Source organism: Tropicibacter alexandrii (genome assembly GCF_003667315.2).
Taxonomy (GTDB): domain Bacteria; phylum Pseudomonadota; class Alphaproteobacteria; order Rhodobacterales; family Rhodobacteraceae; genus Tropicibacter; species Tropicibacter alexandrii.
The window spans coordinates 1-15958 of record NZ_RCTZ02000028.1; the positions used below are offsets into that span (position 1 = coordinate 1).

At 60.6% G+C, this 15958-nt stretch carries 22 protein-coding genes and 1 pseudogene; 6 read left to right on the forward strand and 17 right to left on the reverse strand.

Translation table 11 applies throughout. From position 1 onward, the window contains the following. Positions 1 to 77: 77 nt before the first annotated feature. From D8Z78_RS22200 to D8Z78_RS22245, 11 genes and pseudogenes are all read right to left on the reverse strand, one after another. Positions 78 to 746, reverse strand: a pseudogene (locus D8Z78_RS22200) (TrbI/VirB10 family protein); the annotation flags it as partial. Then, positions 743 to 1411, reverse strand: a complete 669-nt coding sequence (locus tag D8Z78_RS22205; RefSeq protein WP_052453651.1) for a TrbG/VirB9 family P-type conjugative transfer protein — start codon at positions 1409 to 1411, stop codon at positions 743 to 745. The pseudogene D8Z78_RS22200 and the gene D8Z78_RS22205, both read right to left, overlap by 4 nt. 28 nt (positions 1412 to 1439) lie before the next feature. Continuing rightward, on the reverse strand, positions 1440 to 2096 hold the full coding sequence (locus D8Z78_RS22210; protein WP_036783978.1) for a VirB8 family type IV secretion system protein: 657 nt from the start codon (positions 2094 to 2096) through the stop codon (positions 1440 to 1442). A 14-nt stretch (positions 2097 to 2110) separates the two neighbouring features. Then, complete coding sequence (locus D8Z78_RS22215; protein ID WP_043872294.1) at positions 2111 to 2920, reverse strand: type IV secretion system protein; 810 nt, start codon at positions 2918 to 2920, stop codon at positions 2111 to 2113. Continuing rightward, on the reverse strand, positions 2920 to 4008 hold the full coding sequence (locus D8Z78_RS22220) for a lytic transglycosylase domain-containing protein (RefSeq protein WP_043872270.1): 1089 nt from the start codon (positions 4006 to 4008) through the stop codon (positions 2920 to 2922). Before D8Z78_RS22220 ends, D8Z78_RS22215 begins: the two co-directional genes overlap by 1 nt. 55 nt (positions 4009 to 4063) lie before the next feature. Further along, complete coding sequence (locus tag D8Z78_RS24770; RefSeq protein WP_162841715.1) at positions 4064 to 4231, reverse strand: hypothetical protein; 168 nt, start codon at positions 4229 to 4231, stop codon at positions 4064 to 4066. After that, positions 4228 to 6603 (reverse strand): VirB4 family type IV secretion/conjugal transfer ATPase, encoded by a 2376-nt coding sequence (locus D8Z78_RS22225; RefSeq protein WP_043872271.1) that lies wholly within the window; start codon positions 6601 to 6603, stop codon positions 4228 to 4230. The genes D8Z78_RS24770 and D8Z78_RS22225 overlap by 4 nt, the downstream gene beginning before the upstream one ends. Then, on the reverse strand, positions 6593 to 6871 hold the full coding sequence (locus D8Z78_RS22230) for a VirB3 family type IV secretion system protein (RefSeq protein WP_040104433.1): 279 nt from the start codon (positions 6869 to 6871) through the stop codon (positions 6593 to 6595). Before D8Z78_RS22230 ends, D8Z78_RS22225 begins: the two co-directional genes overlap by 11 nt. After that, positions 6864 to 7157, reverse strand: a complete 294-nt coding sequence (locus D8Z78_RS22235; RefSeq protein ID WP_043872272.1) for a TrbC/VirB2 family protein — start codon at positions 7155 to 7157, stop codon at positions 6864 to 6866. Before D8Z78_RS22235 ends, D8Z78_RS22230 begins: the two co-directional genes overlap by 8 nt. Then, a complete protein-coding gene (locus D8Z78_RS22240; RefSeq protein ID WP_043872273.1) occupies positions 7154 to 7774 on the reverse strand; it encodes a lytic transglycosylase domain-containing protein in 621 nt (206 codons plus the stop codon). Before D8Z78_RS22240 ends, D8Z78_RS22235 begins: the two co-directional genes overlap by 4 nt. A gap of 43 nt (positions 7775 to 7817) precedes the next feature. Then, positions 7818 to 8186: a hypothetical protein gene (locus D8Z78_RS22245; protein WP_009807505.1), complete on the reverse strand. Its 369-nt coding sequence runs from the start codon at positions 8184 to 8186 to the stop codon at positions 7818 to 7820. Between the two features lie 210 nt (positions 8187 to 8396). On the opposite strand from D8Z78_RS22245, the gene D8Z78_RS22250 reads away from it, so the two are divergent. The 3 genes from D8Z78_RS22250 to D8Z78_RS22260 all read left to right on the forward strand — a co-directional run bounded on the left by D8Z78_RS22250 (position 8397) and on the right by D8Z78_RS22260 (position 9421). Beyond that, positions 8397 to 8648, forward strand: a complete 252-nt coding sequence (locus tag D8Z78_RS22250) for a hypothetical protein (protein ID WP_037275520.1) — start codon at positions 8397 to 8399, stop codon at positions 8646 to 8648. 124 nt (positions 8649 to 8772) lie between these two features. Then, positions 8773 to 9030, forward strand: a complete 258-nt coding sequence (locus D8Z78_RS22255; RefSeq protein ID WP_037275519.1) for a helix-turn-helix domain-containing protein — start codon at positions 8773 to 8775, stop codon at positions 9028 to 9030. A 166-nt stretch (positions 9031 to 9196) separates the two neighbouring features. Continuing rightward, complete coding sequence (locus tag D8Z78_RS22260; protein WP_121632267.1) at positions 9197 to 9421, forward strand: hypothetical protein; 225 nt, start codon at positions 9197 to 9199, stop codon at positions 9419 to 9421. A 103-nt stretch (positions 9422 to 9524) separates the two neighbouring features. Here D8Z78_RS22260 and D8Z78_RS22265 read toward each other — a convergent pair whose 3' ends face one another. The 6 genes from D8Z78_RS22265 to D8Z78_RS22290 all read right to left on the reverse strand — a co-directional run bounded on the left by D8Z78_RS22265 (position 9525) and on the right by D8Z78_RS22290 (position 14082). Beyond that, positions 9525 to 10280 carry a hypothetical protein gene (locus D8Z78_RS22265; RefSeq protein ID WP_085976983.1) on the reverse strand — a complete coding sequence of 252 codons (756 nt, stop codon included), beginning with the start codon at positions 10278 to 10280 and terminating at the stop codon, positions 9525 to 9527. Positions 10281 to 10714: 434 nt separating this feature from the next. Continuing rightward, complete coding sequence (locus D8Z78_RS22270) at positions 10715 to 11659, reverse strand: cation diffusion facilitator family transporter (RefSeq protein ID WP_008282971.1); 945 nt, start codon at positions 11657 to 11659, stop codon at positions 10715 to 10717. Then, positions 11649 to 12419 (reverse strand): transglutaminase-like domain-containing protein, encoded by a 771-nt coding sequence (locus D8Z78_RS22275; RefSeq protein WP_008282972.1) that lies wholly within the window; start codon positions 12417 to 12419, stop codon positions 11649 to 11651. Before D8Z78_RS22275 ends, D8Z78_RS22270 begins: the two co-directional genes overlap by 11 nt. 93 nt (positions 12420 to 12512) lie before the next feature. Next, entirely contained in the window at positions 12513 to 13247 is a 735-nt protein-coding gene (locus D8Z78_RS22280) for a cytochrome c biogenesis CcdA family protein (protein ID WP_121632266.1), read from the reverse strand. A 78-nt stretch (positions 13248 to 13325) separates the two neighbouring features. Then, complete coding sequence (locus tag D8Z78_RS22285) at positions 13326 to 13652, reverse strand: YnfA family protein (RefSeq protein WP_043872274.1); 327 nt, start codon at positions 13650 to 13652, stop codon at positions 13326 to 13328. Between the two features lies 1 nt (position 13653). Further along, complete coding sequence (locus tag D8Z78_RS22290; RefSeq protein ID WP_037239845.1) at positions 13654 to 14082, reverse strand: MerR family transcriptional regulator; 429 nt, start codon at positions 14080 to 14082, stop codon at positions 13654 to 13656. Positions 14083 to 14295: 213 nt separating this feature from the next. Here D8Z78_RS22290 and D8Z78_RS22295 point away from each other — a divergent pair, with 213 nt between their 5' ends. The 3 genes from D8Z78_RS22295 to D8Z78_RS22305 are packed head-to-tail and all read left to right on the forward strand — an operon-like array spanning position 14296 to position 15946. After that, positions 14296 to 14862, forward strand: a complete 567-nt coding sequence (locus tag D8Z78_RS22295; RefSeq protein WP_043872275.1) for an SCO family protein — start codon at positions 14296 to 14298, stop codon at positions 14860 to 14862. Positions 14863 to 14867: 5 nt separating this feature from the next. Further along, a complete protein-coding gene (locus tag D8Z78_RS22300) occupies positions 14868 to 15290 on the forward strand; it encodes a disulfide bond formation protein B (RefSeq protein ID WP_009820114.1) in 423 nt (140 codons plus the stop codon). Continuing rightward, complete coding sequence (locus tag D8Z78_RS22305; protein ID WP_009820115.1) at positions 15287 to 15946, forward strand: DsbA family protein; 660 nt, start codon at positions 15287 to 15289, stop codon at positions 15944 to 15946. Before D8Z78_RS22300 ends, D8Z78_RS22305 begins: the two co-directional genes overlap by 4 nt. The last annotated feature ends 12 nt before the right edge of the window (positions 15947 to 15958 follow it).

Consider the following 15958-nt stretch of genomic DNA (forward strand, 5'->3'; position numbering starts at 1 on the left):
CTTCGGGGTGTGCTTCTTCTGGTCCATAGGGTTCATCCTTTGAGAGTTTTACTCTCCGGTAAACCCGGGGCGGTTCATTCCTCCGCGGCGCGGCGCTCCAGCTCGGCCATGCGCCGGGCTTCTTCCTCGCGGCGCAGTCGCTCTTGCTCGCGTGCGCGCAGCTCATCCTCCGTGGGGCCCGCTGGGGCGGGTTGGGGTCGGCTGGCCTCGAGTTGGGCCAATTCCAGATCCATGCGGAGTTGCTCAAGGCTGCGATCCCGCGCCGTCAGTTCGTCCTGGAATCGTTGCTGTGCGGCTTCCGAGGCGGCTTGTAGCGCAGCGATCTGAGCGGTCAGCGCGTCGATCGCCTCTGCGGCGGCGGTGTCTTCCTCGACGACCGGTTCGGGGGCGTTGCGCAACTCCTCGATCTGGGCCTGCAGGGCGGTGATCTGCGCCAGAAGTTCGGCATTGGGCTCAACGGGGTCTGGTCCGACGAACACAACCTCGGGCTCGGGCGGGGCCAAGGTCTCGATGGCGCCAAAGCCGTCCCCCTCGTTTTGGAAGACGTCCGGGGTGGCCGTCGGCAAGGCTACCTCTTCGTCGGGCTGTGAGAGGAGATAAAGCAGGGCACCACCCGCGCCGATGACGAGGACCACGATCAGCGCGAGAAGGGGCGACCGGCGCTGCGCCGCCGTGGGGGCGCGGGCACTGCCTTTCTCAAGGGCGGCGAGGCGTTTTTCCAGCTCGGTGTTCCCGGTATCGCTCATGAGGTGGCCTCCGCGGGCGGGATCGCCTCGATGCAGACCACCTCTTCGCCCAGTCGCAGGACCCATTGGCGGTTCACGCCGCTGACGCGGATCACGCCGTCTTCAGGAGTTTGCGTGTTGACCGTGCGCTCGCGGCCGCCCGCGTAGCGGAAGATCGCGGGCACAGGCGCGTTTCTTGGAAAGGCGAAATACGTGAACGTCCCGTCATCCCAGATGCGGGTTGGCGTGAACTCGGTCCGCGCGCTGGCACCGTAATTGTAGTTTGGTGCTTGGGCGGCGATGGCCCGGGTCGGGCGCGCAGCGTCATCAGGATAGCGGAACTGCACCACATAGAAGGTCGGGCTGCGGACCTCCTCGACGTTGAAATAGTAGCTCCGGCGGTTCGTATAGACTGTCACATTGGTATGCACACCGCGCGCCACAGGCTTGATCGCGAAGGCCTGACCGCCCGGGACGCCGTCGATCTCGAAGCCCTCGGTGTCGCCCGCGATGATCGAGCGGATGCTTTCGCCCTCGCCGAACTCGATGCTGGTCACATGGGTGAGCGACACGCTGAGACGGTAGACCTGACCCTCCTGGTAGGTGGCCAAGCGCACGCGGCTGTCATTTGGGCCACCGCGCGGGATGGCTTCGGCAAAGGCAAGGCTGGGCAGCAAGACAAACATGGCAGCAACAAAGACCCTATTGATCAAACTAATTCTCCAATCTGTCGGAGCGGATGGAATATTCGAGGACGGTGAAGCCGAAGGGATTGGTCCAGACCTCATCGATGGAGCGACGGGTTTCGGGGCGGAACTCGAAGAGAAGCGTGGCGGTGAAGAGCCCGGTCTGGGTGCCGTTGATGGAGGTCAGCCGCTTGCGCAAGCGCACGGTGGCGCGGTTGGATCCGATCCGGTTGATGCTGAGGATTTCCACGTCGAGCCTGGCGTTGGGGCCATAGACGGTCGGCGGGTAATTCTCGTTGGCGCTGTTCCAGATCTGGCGCAACCCGCTCTCGGCGGCCCCGTCCGAGCGGCGCAGAACGCTGCGGATGCGCAGATCGTTGTCGAGCTGGTTATAGACCTCCCGGTCGGTCACATAGCGGAAGACCTCCGCCTCGATGATCGCCTGGTTGGCGGTCACCGAGGAAGCGCCCACCGAGGCCTCGGGGAGTGCAAAGCCGGTGGCGGGATCATAGGGAACAACGACGGGGGGCGGGTCGACATCGAGGATCGAGACAGCCGCGGCACTCAGACAGCCGATGATACCGAAGACAAGGCCCATCAGGCCAAGGCGTTGCCAGAGCCGTTCGCGGCGTAAGGCACCATAGACCAGTTCTTCCTCGATGATTTCTTGTTCAGTCGCCACCATTCATGCCCCCACGATCAGTCTGCCCGGAGGTCCGGTAGCGTGAAATCCATGAAGCGCTGCTCTTCGGCGATGGTGGCGGCATCGATCACGCCGCCGGTGCCATCGCCCACCGTTTGAATCGCTTCCAGCTGCCACATCGCCACGAGAGCGATGGCCAATTCAGCTGTCACGCGCGTGTTGAGATCGACGCTTTGCTTGAGCTCTTCCATGTCGTCAATGAGCCCGACAAGGCGGTCTACCCGCTCGAGCGATTGGCCGGCATCCTCATAGCTGTTCTGGGCCGCCGCCGAGACAAGGGCACCGGTGGTGGCCTGCGTCGCCACGCGGTTGGCCCCGGGATTGCCGCTCGTGGCCATTTCCGAGAGGGTGTCATCGTCAAATCCGAGATCGGCCAGCACCCGATCCATCTGGGTTTCGATCTCGCCTGCGCCAGAACCGGACAGGCCGGAGAAATCCCCAGTCTTGATCGCCTCAATCGTGGCGAGGATGTCCCCGAACTCCTGGTCGAGTAGACCGTTCAACTCGTCTTCCATCTCGGTGCGGATGATTTCTGGAAGCTCGGCAAGTCGGGTGAGCGCTTCATAGGTTCTTTGCAGCTCCGCGAGTTGATCCGTGAGTGTGGCAAGCTGTTCGCGGAGCTGCGTCAGCTGCTCGTTCTGCAAAATCTCGTCTTCGATCATCTGCCGCAGCTGTTGGATGTTTTGCGCGATGTTCTGGGTGTCGACGACCGGTACACCTTGTGCTGCGGCAGGGGGTAGGACGCTGAACTGCAAGCCAACGCCAAATGTCGTGGCCAAAGCTGTCCTCAAGAGCAGATGTCCCATCATTCAATCTCCCTGATCGTAAAATCCATGAACGCGCCTTCGGCCATGCGGGCGCTGGCCTGGGCCAGCTCTTCGGCGGAGAGCACGCGGGTGCGGGCGGCCTGAAGCCGGATGCGGGCGGCCACGAGACGCACGAGTTCGGCGCGGGCATAAGTGTTGAGCGCAACGCTCTCCTGCACATCCTCGGTCTCGGAAATCTGTTCGACGATATCCGCAATACGCAGGGCGGCTTGCCTGATCGCGGCGGGTGAGTTGTTGCCATAGAAGGCCGCGCCGTGCCCAGTGAGCGAGAGGTTGGCATTGGCGAGAAGCGCCGGATCGATCGTGCCAAGTGCGTCGATCCCGCCGATACGGCTCAGATAGAGATTGTAGCGCTCCGGGATAACCTGGACGTAATGTTGGGTCTCGCGGAAGGGTGGCACGCCGCCATACTCGAAAACCCGGCCGGGTCCGGCGTTATAGGCCGCGAGGGCGTTGATGATGTTGCCATCGAATGTGTTGAGCTGGGTCGCGAGATAGCGCGCGCCGCCATGCACCTGTAGGTAGGGGCTGTCATAATATTCCGGGTTGATGCCGAGATCGCTGGCCGTGCCAGGCATGATCTGTGTGAGACCATAGGCGCCGACGGGAGACCGTGCCCCAATCGTAAACCGGCTTTCCTGCCAGATGAGCGCTTGCAGCAGCGCGCGCCATTGGACGGGGGAGAGTCCTGCGCGTCCAACACCCGCAAAGTCGCTGGTCTCCTGAGCCACGCGGATGATGAGCTGCTCGATGTTCTCGGCGGCGTCCCCGAACATCTGCGCACCGCCGGGATTGGGATCGATCTTGCCCGTGCCATAGACCGCCGCCACGGCGCGGTCGGGATCGCCGCTGCCGCTTTCCAGCCCCGAGACCATGGCGGGCAGGCCCTGACCGCCGAAGCTGGTCTGGGCATCGAGGATGCGTTGCAGGGTTTCCAGCTGCTCCCGTTCGATCTCGGCAATGAGTTCGCGCACGGCAAGCTTGTCGGCCTGAACGGCCAAGTCAGCCTCGCGATCGCCAGTCTCGACGATGTCACGCGCGGTCAGCCCACTGTCATTGGTCGGCACGCCCTGAGACAAGGCGAGACCGGGCAGCAGGCAAAGTGCCAGGATATGAGGCAGGCTAGACTTCAATGTCGCCCTCCGGCGCATCTAGAGGCGTAAAGGTGCAATCAGGCGCGACAGGTGCCGTGGACGCGAGGAATGTGAAGCAGTTCGCCTGCGGTTCCTGGTACTGGGCGCAGGAGGCCAAAGCGCCGAGCGCGGTGAGAAGAAACAGGGTACGAATCATGAAAGCCTCCAAAAGTCTGGGCGGTCGCGGTAATCGGCGCCCACGAGCGCCTCGCCTTTTTCCATGCCGCCGAGGATGGTGAGATTGGGCCCGAGGGCGCTCAGATCGGCATCAATGACGATCGAGCCCTGGTCGTCGCGGATGAGGGCCAAGCGGCTGTCGCTGCCAGTGTTGAGAAGCACGTCGAGTTCCTTCTCATAGAGGTTCAGCATCGCGTAGTCGGCCGCATGGGCGCGGATGTTCGGAAGCAGGATTTGCGTCGGCACCGCCTCGACGATGGTCTTGCCGGTTCGGGTGCGCTCGAGCTGGCTGGCGTATTGCGTCATCATCACAGCGACGGTGTTCTGTTTGCGTGCGGTCACGAGCCAGTTCGAGAGCCGCTCGGCGAAATATGCGTTGTCGAGCGCCTTCCAGGCCTCGTCGATCACGATGATGGTGGGGTGGCGGTCCTCGATCTCGCGCTCGACCCGGCGAAAGAGATAGGAGAGGACCGCCATCCGCTCCTTGTCGGCCTCGCTGTCGAGAATGCCGGTCAGGTCGAAACCCACGACGTCGCCCTTGAGCGAGAACGTGTCCTCGAGGCTCTGGCCGAAGATCCAGCCATAGCGGCCGTCCTCGGTCCATTCGAGCAGGCGCTGGTGCAGATCGCCGCCATCATCGGTGGAGACGAACAGCGATGCGAAATCCCGCCAGTTCCGCAGGGCCGGATTGGTGGCCTGGGCATTCTGGCGCACGACCTCCTGGATGCGGTTGGTCTGCGCCGGGGTCAGGGGCTTGTCGGCGCGGTAGAGCAGCGTTGTGAGCCAGTCCGACAGCCAGGCCGTGCCGCGCGCATCGGTTTCGGTCCAGAGCGGGTTCAGACCCGTGGGCTGGCCGGCTTTCAGGGAGGCGTAGCGCCCGCCATTGGCCCGGACGGCCATTTCCATCCCGAGGCGGTAGTCGAAAACGAAGATCCGGGCGCCTGCGCGACGGGCCTGGGTCATCAGGAACGCCGACAGCACCGACTTGCCCGACCCGGGGCGCCCCATGATCAGGGTATGGCCGCTGGTCGGTTCTTTGTCGGGCGAGCCTTGCTCGTGATAGGAGAACCGGTAGGCGCTCTGCTCGGGCGTGGGCAGATAGGTGATGACCCGGCCCCAGGGGGTAAGTGCTGCGGGTTTTCCGAGCTGCGTCCGGTGGAAGGCCGCGAAATCCGCGAAGTTGCGATTGGTGACGGCGCTGGCGCGGACGCGCTTGGGCTGGTTGCCGGGATGCTGGCTGAGGTAATGCGCCTTGGCCGCGACCCGCTCGCCGATCATCTTCACGCCCTCAGTCGCGGCGGCGTTTACGATCTCCGCGCTGAGGGTCTGCAATTCCTCCAGCGTGTCGCAGAAGAGCGTCACGACCATATGGTGCTCGCCAAAGCTCTGGCGCTTGGCCTCGAGATCATCGGCGGCGATATCGAGGGCTTCCAGGAGCGAGAGGGCCGCGTCCTGGCTCGCCTGCATCTGCCGCTTTTGCCGCTTGATGCGGCCGGCCATGAGGTTCGAATTGATCGGCGTGAAGGAGTGCGTCACGATCATGTCGACCGGCAGGTTCAGCATGTCGAACATGGTGCAGGAGGTGCCTTCGGAGTATTCCCCGATGGTGAAGCTTTTGCCGTAGCGATGCCCCACGACGCCTTCAGAGAGCTCGAAATGATCGCCATGAAACGTCACGCGGGTATTGGCGACATTGACGGACAAAAAGCCGTAGGTGTTTGCAGGGTAGAGCGGCAGCTCGGTGCCCGTGTTCAGCGCGCCCAGAAACCCCACCAATTCCCCCGATGCAGCCGACAGCAGGCGCGGCTTGAGCTCGGTAAGCCCCGAAAGGAAGACGTTCACGGCCTCGCCCAAGCGCTGCAGGCGTTTGCGGGTCTCCTCCTTCAGTCGGTCCGGCGCGCTGCGGCCGAGGTGCGGCAGGAGGCTTTTCGGGGGCGGGCGGTGAATGACGGTGAGCGTCAGCGTCTTGTCGCGGAGCCCGCTGGTCTCGAGTTTCGCGCGCCAGCGCCGGTCCACCTCGCCCGCGAAGCTGTCCTCACGGATGGGGTCGAGATCAGGTTTGATGGCCTTGGAGACCTTGTGGACGTAATAGCTGAATTCCGGCCCGAGCTGCGCGACGATGCGGGCAAAGAGGGCGGTCACCTTGTCGAGATAGGCATCGTCCGTCGTGTAGCTGTTGATCCCCTCGAGCCGGATGCAGCGGAAGAGCTCGTTGACCCGGGTGCGCACGGTCTGGTCGTCGACGAGGCTCACATAGGGCAGCATATGCGCGAGGCGGGTCTCGCGCGCATACCATTCTGGCGTCATCGTGCGGGGATCGAGCGCAGCATCAGGGGCGTCATCACGGGGCATAGCTGTCCCCGCCATGGATGGACCTGTTGCGCGTGGGCGGTGTCTCCTGCAGGGCCGTCATCATCACGTCGATGAAACGCGGGTCCCAATCTGCGGCCTTCCACAGCACCGGATAGAGCAGGGCCGCGAAACCCAGCACCGCGATGTGCTGGACCCAGACGAACAAGAGCACCGAACCGAAGAGCCAGACCATCGCATACATGATGGGCAGGCCAAGAAGCTTGGGCGGGCGCACGAGCCCAAGAAAGAGAGGCGCGCGCTCAGCCACCGGCAAATACCGCGGCAACGATGGTGGGGGCGGCCGCAACACCGGCGATGCCCACGAGGACCCAGAGCGCTTGGCGCAGATCGATGATGTTGAAGAACCAGCTGAGAAAGACCCCGAGGACCGCGAGTGTGGCGATGACCACACCAAGAGGGCCGGTCAGCGCATCGACAATGCCCTGCAACAAGCTCTGGATCGGGGAGAGATCGATGCTTTGCGCAAGGGCGGGTTCGGAAATGACCAGAAAGAGGGCCAAACTTGCGATGAATAGGTTTGAAATCTGTCTCATGAATTTGATCCTTCCAATCGGGCCGTAACAGCCATGACGCGGGCCACGTGGTTCTGGGTTTCTCGGTAAGGGGGAATGCCACCGTGTTGGCGCACGGCGTCCGGCCCCGCGTTGTAGGCCGCCAACGCCAGATGCGGATCGCCGAACGTCTCCAGCATCATCGCGAGGTAGCGGGCGGAGCCGTCGAGGTTCTGTTGGGGGTCACGCGGGTCGACGCCCAGATCACGCGCGGTGTCAGGCATCAGCTGACCAAGGCCAATGGCGCCCGCATGTGAGATCGCATCCTGCCGATAGGCGCTCTCAACCTCGATATTGGCGCGGTAGAGGCTCAGCCAGTCCGTGACGGAAAGCTCCGCGCGCCTTAGGCCGGGGTGGCTGGCATAACGCAGGGCCGTGGTCTCTATGGCGTTTAGGACATCGGCACGGGGCAGGGGTGCCGGACCGACACGGGCTGCAAAGCGCATCGCTTCTCGCTCTGGCACAGTTTCATCGCTGCCGAAAATCGCAAGTTCGTCGGCTGCCGATCCCTGACCGATGCCGTCATTGTAGTTCCGAGCAAAACTGCTCTGAGACCGGGATGGGGTCAGAGAGCCGTCGCTCTCCATGACCAGGACCATTTGCGCTGAGGCAGGTGCTGCGACCAGCCAGAGACAGACGAGGTTAGCTGCCAGCGCCCTTGTCTGATGGCGCTTTGTCTGGCGGGGCGAGTTTATGCGTACGGCTTGTCCCCGCCTCAAGCGGCAGGTCGACATGTGCAAAGCCAAGGCCAATAAAGAAAGACACCACGCCGGAGATCGTCTTGAACTCGCGGATCTTGATATCGTTGTAGGTCGTCCGCGTGCGGGCGGTGACGAGGAGCTTTTCCACGCCATCATCAGAGACAACGCGCATAATCCAGACCCCGTAATAGCTGGGGCCTTTCTTATGTGCCGACTCCTGGCACAGGATTTCTGCGCTATAGCCGCTTTCCACGAGTTCGCGGAACCTGGCTTCCGTAACCACATTTGGTGCTTCGATGTCCCAGTTCATGGCCCGGCTCACGCTTTCTCCAATGGCGCGACCCCAGGCATTCCCACTTGAAGCCCAGAGTTACGATAGTATACTATCAACCGCAAGATGTAATATCGTGCTTTAGCTGTAGTTTGGTCACGCAAACACTAGTCACGGCCAGTGTCTGCGATCAAGGAGATAACAGGTTTGAGAAACCCAAGGTTGACAGGCCTGCTCCCATTGCAAGCTATGGTCCTTCTGATCTGCGTTCCCGGACCAGTTTTGGCGGAATCCTGCTTCGCCCCGGCCCGTCCCTTCCTGCCAAGCGATTCGCAGGCAGCGCGGGACTATGCAGACATCATCCGTGGCGATTTCGAAGATTACATTCAGGATATCCAGAGCTACTTCCGTTGCCTCGACAGCGAACGCGCCCGCGCCTTCGAGGAAGCGCGCGAAGTCAGCGAGGACTATGGCCGATTTCTGCAATTGGCAGGGGATTGATGGGCAACCTCGGGAGCATCAGACTTGCAGCCCATGGAAACCAGACGCCGATAACACCCTCATATATCTACTTTTTAGATAACAGATTTCATCCGCTAGCGACGTCACAAAAGGTATGTGACGCGTGGCAAAGACAATCAGAAGCACAGGACAGGTGGCACTCTGCCAAGCATTGGTCGACGCCCGCATCAAGGCGGGCCTCGGTCAGGAGGACTTGGCGGTCAAGCTCAAGTGCCATCAATCACTTGTGGCGCGCATTGAAAGCGGCCAGCGCCGGGTCGACGTCGTCGAGCTGGTCGTCCTTGCGCGCGCCATTGGCTTTGACCCCTTCAAGGTTCTGGCGATCGTTGAAGCCGCCACGGAGCCCGACCACCGGATTTGATCCATTTCATCTTTCGAGAACACGGGAGCTGACTTCTCCCGGTGTGAATTCGTTACCGCGAGGACGAACAGTAACCGATTTTAACGAGGCCCGGCACACGGTTGCAGCAAACGCTTTGGATCTGAGCTGCTATCCGCAACGCCAAATTGCAGGAAGTCAGTAAACAGTGAACGAAAATGAGGTCGAAGGCGTCGCGATCGCCAATTTGATTGCAACCGATGAAGAAGCCATTGTCGGCTGGGTATATCGCTGGAACACAGGTGCTCTGGCAATCCGGTGGGACATCCATGGCCCGCAGCGTGTCTCAAAGATTTACCCGGAGCTCTGCGATGCGGATAAAGCCGAAATTGACTTCGCGTCTCTCATGCAGCTGCCCTGTCGCGACGACTGACATGGTAGAATATGGCCTTTATGGCCCTCGATTGTGTGAGTGTGCCTGCGTTGCAGGTTTGATTTCGTACAAGGCCCTGCGCGACTTCGCTGCGGCTCAATAGTCAGTAATTGACCTGCTCAAAACCGTAATTCCCGCTATAGTCACGCCACTCAACGAAGACGGATCTGTGATAAATGCTCGGGCAGTGCTCGCCCCATCGCTCGAGACCGGCATGCGCATCAGGAAGCGCTGCGGGTGACGACACCCTCCAAGAAAAATCGCCCTGGATCCCGTAGGTGCCGAGGACAACGGCGGCGCTGCGGTTGCAGTCGCCATCTCGCCCGGATTCGTGCTGGCGGGCATAACGAACGTCAAAGACGCGGATGGAACGCACGAAGTTGAATTCCGGCCCGCTGATATCGATGTCGGCGCGGTCTTTTACGAGCTGGAGGGCGTAATCAGCCCTTACGAGGTTGTCCCAAGCCGCGTTGGAGCCTTTGCGCCCAAGCATCCCGCCTGCCCTGGCTGCCTGATCGAAGAGCGGGGTTGAAGAGTTTGGAGGGGTTCCTGAATCACCATATAGGGCATCGAAGATCCGGTCCGCGGGCCGCGATCTAGCAGGTCCATCGTAAGACGCACCCATCGGGCAGCGCCAAATCTGAAGCGGCGGCTCCACCGGCCATGGAGTTATGCGCCGGATGAACTCGGCCCGTGCGCGGGCGCAGGGCACGGAAGCTGGCCATCCACCGGACAAACACAGCAGGATGGCACAATCGATCTGATAGGTTTGGGCGCGTGCTTGTGTCGGAACTGTTGGGCCGGTCAAGGCGAGAGCTAAAAAGGCCGCCAGAGGGAGGTTTTTGAATTCGAAACGCATGGCAAGGACCCTTGACAATCTTCACCCAGCATACCTACGAAAATATACTATTGCAACAATGATGATGCGTGTTGCGGTTGCGGCGGTCAGCAAGATCGCGAGGTGACCGAGCCGCCCGTCGTCATCCGCCACGTTCCGCGCTGCGCCAATCCCACGGCATGTCAAAGCGTCCGAGCCATCTCGATCGTCAAATGAGTCTCGAATTGCCCTTAAATCGGTTCTACCTAAATCTGTTTGGCGAATAGGACGCATTCGGGCTCTCAGCAGTTCTGCAACGGCTCAGAAGCAGACGGAACCTTGAAGGCTTCGAACCTCGTGAGTTCGAGGACCAGGCCAGGCTGGCTTGAAGCAGGCCGTGCACCCGTTTCAGGTCGCTGTCGCTTAGCTTGCACTCGCAATCGACGTCGATCACACCTTCATGACCTCTCACAAGCTCAGTGAAAACGGTTCTCCTCCTCTTCAGGCTTGCCGTGACCGTAGAGGTCGGCGTTTTCGTGTGCGCGGTCTTCGTGTTCGAACTCCAGGCTGGAATGGGCGATGTTGAAGTCCTCCTTCAGCCGGTCCTTGATCGCTGCCTTGATCTTTTCGATTTTACCCCAGCCGCCCGCTGTCAGCACCACGTGGCAGTCCAGCGCCGCCTTGTGCTCCTCCATCTGCCACAGATGCACGTGGTGAACGTCCGCTACACCATCGACGCTCCGCAGCGCCTCAACGACGGCTGCATTGTCGATGTCGGGTGGGCTGCCGAGCATCAGGGTTCTGATCGGACCGCCAATCTCAGTGAAAGCCAGATAGAGGATGTAAAGGGCAATGCCGATGGTGATTGCGGGATCGACCCATCGCATGTCGTAGAGGATGATCAGGGACCCTCCAATGATGACTGCCACAGAGGCCAAAGCGTCCGACAGGTTGTGCAGGAAAAGCGCACGGATGTTCACACTGCCTTTCTGCATCGAATAGGTGAGCAGCGCCGTCAACGTGTCGACGACGAGTGCCACACCGCCCAGGATCACCACCGTCCAACCAGCGACCTCGGGCGGGTCGATCATCCGCATGCCACCCTCATAGATCAGGTAGAAACCGATCAGGATCAGGGTCGTGTAGTTGATGAGTGCCGCGACGATTTCAATCCGACCATAGCCGAATGTCATGCGTTCATCGGCGGGTCGTCTGGCGATTTTGCGCGCAACGAACGCGATCACCAGTGACGCCATGTCCGAAAAATTGTGTAGGGCATCTGCGATCAGCGCCAGGCTGCCGGAAAGGATGCCGCCAACGATCTGCGCGACGGTCAGAAGCCCGTTGGCCCAGATTGCGATGGAGACCCTACGATCACCTGATTCAGGATCAATGTGGGTATGGCCATGATCATGCGGCACGGTTGTTCTCCTCATGGCTGTGGTTCGGTCGACTGAGACCAGGGACCTTTGGCAACATTCCACGACGGATGCGGCGAACCCGGGCATTCATCCAGTGACGGATGACGTGGCGATAGAGAAAGTCACGCGCAAATCCGAAGTTCTGACTATATTTCAAATAAAAGTCATCGGGCGCATCAAAGGTTCCAAAATCACGAACGATACCGGTTTTCTGAATATAAGTGCTGCCGCCGTTCCAACTGACTGGTGGCGCACTCAGGCAATCCGTTCCAGCGCCGTAGCCGCAAAGGCTTTCTGTTTCGCTGAATTCCTTCTGAAGCGACTGCAGGAAGGGGGCGTCCAGAATGAAGCCTTCGAGATTGATCCAGCCCTCTTCTGTTTCGACTTCGACCCACGAGTGCAGAATTTCGGACGGTGCGAGGGGGTAGACCAATTCGGGCACCACGCCACGCTGCAGGGCCTTGTGGATGGTGAAGCCGTGCAGTCGGCAGCGGATGCCTACGCTGCGCAGCAGTGCCATGAGAAGCGTCCCTTTCGTGTTGCACTGCCCGTAGCCGTCGGTCAGCACCGCAGAGGCGGGAATGTCGTCGACGCGGTTGTAGCCGAACGCAATCACGTTCCGGACAAAGTCATAAACCGCGCCAATCCGGTCGACACGGGCAAGGTCATGCCAGCCACGATCTCGTACCAGGTTCGAGATTGAGGGCGAGTCAAAATCCAGCAGTCTTGTTGCGGTTAAATAGGAATCGGTGGGTGCCACAGGGTCTCTCCTCGAATCGTTCACGAGGAGTCTTAATCTCTACAGTGACTAGAGAGACAAGCCTTTTCTCAAATGTTACTTTCGATCACAGCTCTATCCGATAGTGCCAAGGGCCGGGAAGGTTTCGAGCAGCCAGAAGGCAAGGCGGCTGATCTGACCTGTCATCACGCCGATACCCATCAGCACCATCAGTCCGCCCGATATACGATAGAGCCATCGACCAGCTGCACCGATCCGCTTTAGCCTGCCTGCAATCTCGTTGGTGAAGAGCGCTATGATTAGAAACGGCAGTCCAAGCCCTGCGGAGTAGATTGCCAGCAAGGCCATCCCGTCCGCTCCAGATGTCGCGCTTACTGCCAGGATCGACCCAAGCACAGGGCCTATGCAGGGCGTCCAGCCAAAGGCAAAGGCAAGACCCAAAAGGTAGGCTCCAACGGCGCTGCCGCCGTCAACTTTTACGTCGGGCCTCGTGTCACGCATCATTGCGGGGATCTTGATCGCGTCCATCATGACAAGTCCGAACAAGACGATCAAGAAGCCACCCGCAAGCCCGAGTTCGTATTTCCAGCGCAAGAGCATCCCGCCCAAAAGACTTGCCCCGGCCCCGAGCGCCACGAAGACTGTCGAAAACCCGAGCACGAACCACAAACTCAGGACCACGCTGCGCGCCCGTTCGGCAATGCTGCGCGCCGCCCCGGATTTCGCGGCGGGCTGTCCCGCGATGTAAGAGACGTAGCCAGGTGCAAGAGGCAAGACGCAAGGCGACAGAAAGGATATAGCGCCACCCAGAAAAGCCGCGACGATTCCAACACCTGAGATTTCGAACATTCAATTCCTGCCTTGCTTTAGCCTGTGAAACGCGCACCGTTGTAAAAGCTAAAGCTACTGTAGGAGCAATGCCGTTTTTTACGCTCCGCGGGGTGCCGCGAGGATGATAGCGGCACCCAACAAGCATACAGCGGTGCCGAGCAGATCCCACCTGTCCGGCCGGTGCCCTTCGGCGAGCCACATCCAGAGAATGGACGCGGCAATATAGATCCCACCATAGGCCGCAAAGGCGCGTCCCGCAGCCACAGTGTCGACCTGAGCCAGAAGCCAGCCGAACGCCACCAGCGCCGCTACACCGGGGACAAGCCAAAGAGGGGACGCGCCAAGACGCCACCATGCCCAGATGGCAAAGCATCCGGCGATCTCAGCCAAGGCCGCGAGCGGATAGACGAGCACTGCGGTCATCTCAGGCGCCGATCTCGTCGTGGTCCGTCAGGCACTCGGAATGGTCGCGCAACACCTCCAGCACACGGCAATCGGCCGTGTGCCCGCCGCTGCATTCATGCACCATCCTCTGCAATTCTGTCCGAAGGGCTTCAAGTCGGGCCATACGTTGCTCAACCTGCTTAAGTTGCCTGCGAGCGATGGCATCGGCCTCCGCGCAAGACTTGTCCGGATGATCGCTCAGATCGAGAAGCTCACGGATCGCGTCCAGCGAGAACCCGAGTTGCCGCGCATGCCGGACGAAAGACAAACGGTCAAGCTCACTATCTCCATAGCGCCGCTGACCGCCAGCCGATCGCCCGGGCTCGGGCAAGAGTCCGATCTGCTCGTAATAGCGGATCGTCTGCACCTTCGTCCCGGTCTTTTTTGCCAAAGTGCCGATTGTCAGCATATCATCTCTCCAGACTATCTACAGCCCGTGTAGCTTTAAGCGTTTTTTTGCACAAGTTCCGCTTGGCATCTCACAGGTCAGTGAACATCGCTCTTCCATCCATAATAAGTCTTGAACCTACAGTAGCTAGAGGGTGTAAACGCGCTGAAAATATAGAATCAAATTCGGGCGGAGCGCGTGAAGCTTTCAAATCTTCAGAAAGTACTATGGGTTTTGGCGGGCGCGGCGGCGTTCGTTTTCATCTGGCTGCTAATGTGGGCGGACTACCGCGCCGACCTTGCCCAAGCCGAGACCGAACCACCTTTCTTTGCGCAGTTCGAACTCACGGATCATCGCGGCATGGTCCAAACAGACGAAGATTTCGCAGGGCGCTGGATGCTGGTCTTCTTTGGTTTCACCAATTGCCCCGACGTCTGTCCAACAACACTGTCCGAAGTCGCGGCCGTGATGGAGGGCTTGGGCGACGAGGCGGCAAAGGTCCAGCCGATCTTTATAACGATTGATCCGGAGCGGGATACGCCGACAGCACTTGCCGGGTATGTGCCCCTGTTCGACGCTGGGATCATCGGGCTGACCGGCACGCCGGAGCAGATCGCCGCAACATCCGAGACCTTCCCAATTTTCTTTGAGAGGATCGAGGAGGCCACCGCGCCGGGTGGATACACAATGGGGCACACATCGCACCTGTTTCTTTTTGATCCGCGGGCGGGCTTCGCCAATTCCTGGCCCTACGGCACACCCGCCGAAGAGATCCTTGCGGATCTGAGAAAGAGGATCTGATTGCCATGACCCGCCTTTCCGGAGAAGCGGCCCTTGTTCTTGCTTGGATCATTGCGCTTATCGCATCGCTTGCCGTGCTCTTTATTGGCGAGGTGCTTGGTCAAACGCCTTGCGTCCTTTGCTGGTTCCAGCGCGCCTTCATGTTCCCCCTGGCTATCGTTCTTGGGCTCGGGCTGTGGTGGCAGGATCCCCGCGTGGGGCGCTATGGCGTTGCGCTAGCGCTTGGGGGGGCGGCAGTGGCGTTGTATCACATCGGCCTCTATGTCGGGCTGATCCCCGAGGCGATCCAGCCCTGCACGGCGACCGGCCCCTCTTGTACCGACGACAACCAGGTGGTCTTCGGCATTCCGATTCCGCTGTTGGCGCTTGTCGCCTTCACGATGATCGGGATGCTGTCGGCCCTTTCACTGAAGGAAAAACAAACATGAATCGACGCGGCCTCGTTCTATCCGTTCTGGCTGTTGGCGCCGCAGGTTTTGGCGGCGCGGCCTGGTATGCCACCCGCCCCCAACCCATGGCAGAGGCAGTCCCTGTCGCGCCCGAAGTGAACGATGTGCTGATCCGGCCCTATTCCCCGATCCTCGGCCCCGAAACGGCACCTGTCACGATTGTCGAGTTTTTCGATCCAGCTTGCGAGGCATGCCGCGCATTCTATCCCGTGGTCAAAGAGATCATGGCTGAGCACGGTGATGCGATCCGTGTCGTAATTCGATACACCGCGTTTCACGGGGACGCTTCGGTGGAAGCGATCCGTGTTCTCGAAGCTGCGCGGATGCAGGATGTGTTCGAACCCGTGCTGGAAGCGGTCCTGCGCGAGCAGCCGCGATGGGCGTCCCATGGCACTCCGGCACCGGGTTTGATCCTTGAGATTGCCGCAAGCGGTGGTCTGGATGTCGAAGCTGCTCGGACACAGATGCTGGCCCCCGGTGTCGTGGCGGTGCTCAATCAGGACCGCGCTGATGTCGAAGCGGTAGGCGTGCGACAAACGCCCACGTTCTTCGTCAACGCCAAGCCATTAGACCCGTTCGGTGAGGCCGAACTGCGGCGACTGGTGGCTGCGGAAGTTGCGGCCAGCCAAAGTTGATGCTCGGCCAGA

Bases quoted from the DNA above. Each gene is read 5' to 3' on its own strand.
- D8Z78_RS22305 (WP_009820115.1), top strand. From the start codon at position 15,287: ATGAATCGACGCGGCCTCGTTCTATCCGTTCTGGCTGTTGGCGCCGCA.
- D8Z78_RS24770 (WP_162841715.1), bottom strand. From the start codon at position 4,231: ATGATTCGTACCCTGTTTCTTCTCACCGCGCTCGGCGCTTTGGCCTCC.
- D8Z78_RS22215 (WP_043872294.1), bottom strand. From the start codon at position 2,920: ATGGGACATCTGCTCTTGAGGACAGCTTTGGCCACGACATTTGGCGTT.
- D8Z78_RS22280 (WP_121632266.1), bottom strand. From the start codon at position 13,247: ATGTTCGAAATCTCAGGTGTTGGAATCGTCGCGGCTTTTCTGGGTGGC.
- D8Z78_RS22210 (WP_036783978.1), bottom strand. From the start codon at position 2,096: ATGGTGGCGACTGAACAAGAAATCATCGAGGAAGAACTGGTCTATGGT.
- D8Z78_RS22265 (WP_085976983.1), bottom strand. From the start codon at position 10,280: ATGCGTTTCGAATTCAAAAACCTCCCTCTGGCGGCCTTTTTAGCTCTC.
- D8Z78_RS22290 (WP_037239845.1), bottom strand. From the start codon at position 14,082: ATGCTGACAATCGGCACTTTGGCAAAAAAGACCGGGACGAAGGTGCAG.
- D8Z78_RS22205 (WP_052453651.1), bottom strand. From the start codon at position 1,411: ATGTTTGTCTTGCTGCCCAGCCTTGCCTTTGCCGAAGCCATCCCGCGC.
- D8Z78_RS22285 (WP_043872274.1), bottom strand. From the start codon at position 13,652: ATGACCGCAGTGCTCGTCTATCCGCTCGCGGCCTTGGCTGAGATCGCC.
- D8Z78_RS22245 (WP_009807505.1), bottom strand. From the start codon at position 8,186: ATGAACTGGGACATCGAAGCACCAAATGTGGTTACGGAAGCCAGGTTC.
- D8Z78_RS22225 (WP_043872271.1), bottom strand. From the start codon at position 6,603: ATGCCCCGTGATGACGCCCCTGATGCTGCGCTCGATCCCCGCACGATG.
- D8Z78_RS22235 (WP_043872272.1), bottom strand. From the start codon at position 7,157: ATGAGACAGATTTCAAACCTATTCATCGCAAGTTTGGCCCTCTTTCTG.
- D8Z78_RS22250 (WP_037275520.1), top strand. From the start codon at position 8,397: ATGGTCCTTCTGATCTGCGTTCCCGGACCAGTTTTGGCGGAATCCTGC.
- D8Z78_RS22300 (WP_009820114.1), top strand. From the start codon at position 14,868: ATGACCCGCCTTTCCGGAGAAGCGGCCCTTGTTCTTGCTTGGATCATT.
- D8Z78_RS22240 (WP_043872273.1), bottom strand. From the start codon at position 7,774: ATGGTCCTGGTCATGGAGAGCGACGGCTCTCTGACCCCATCCCGGTCT.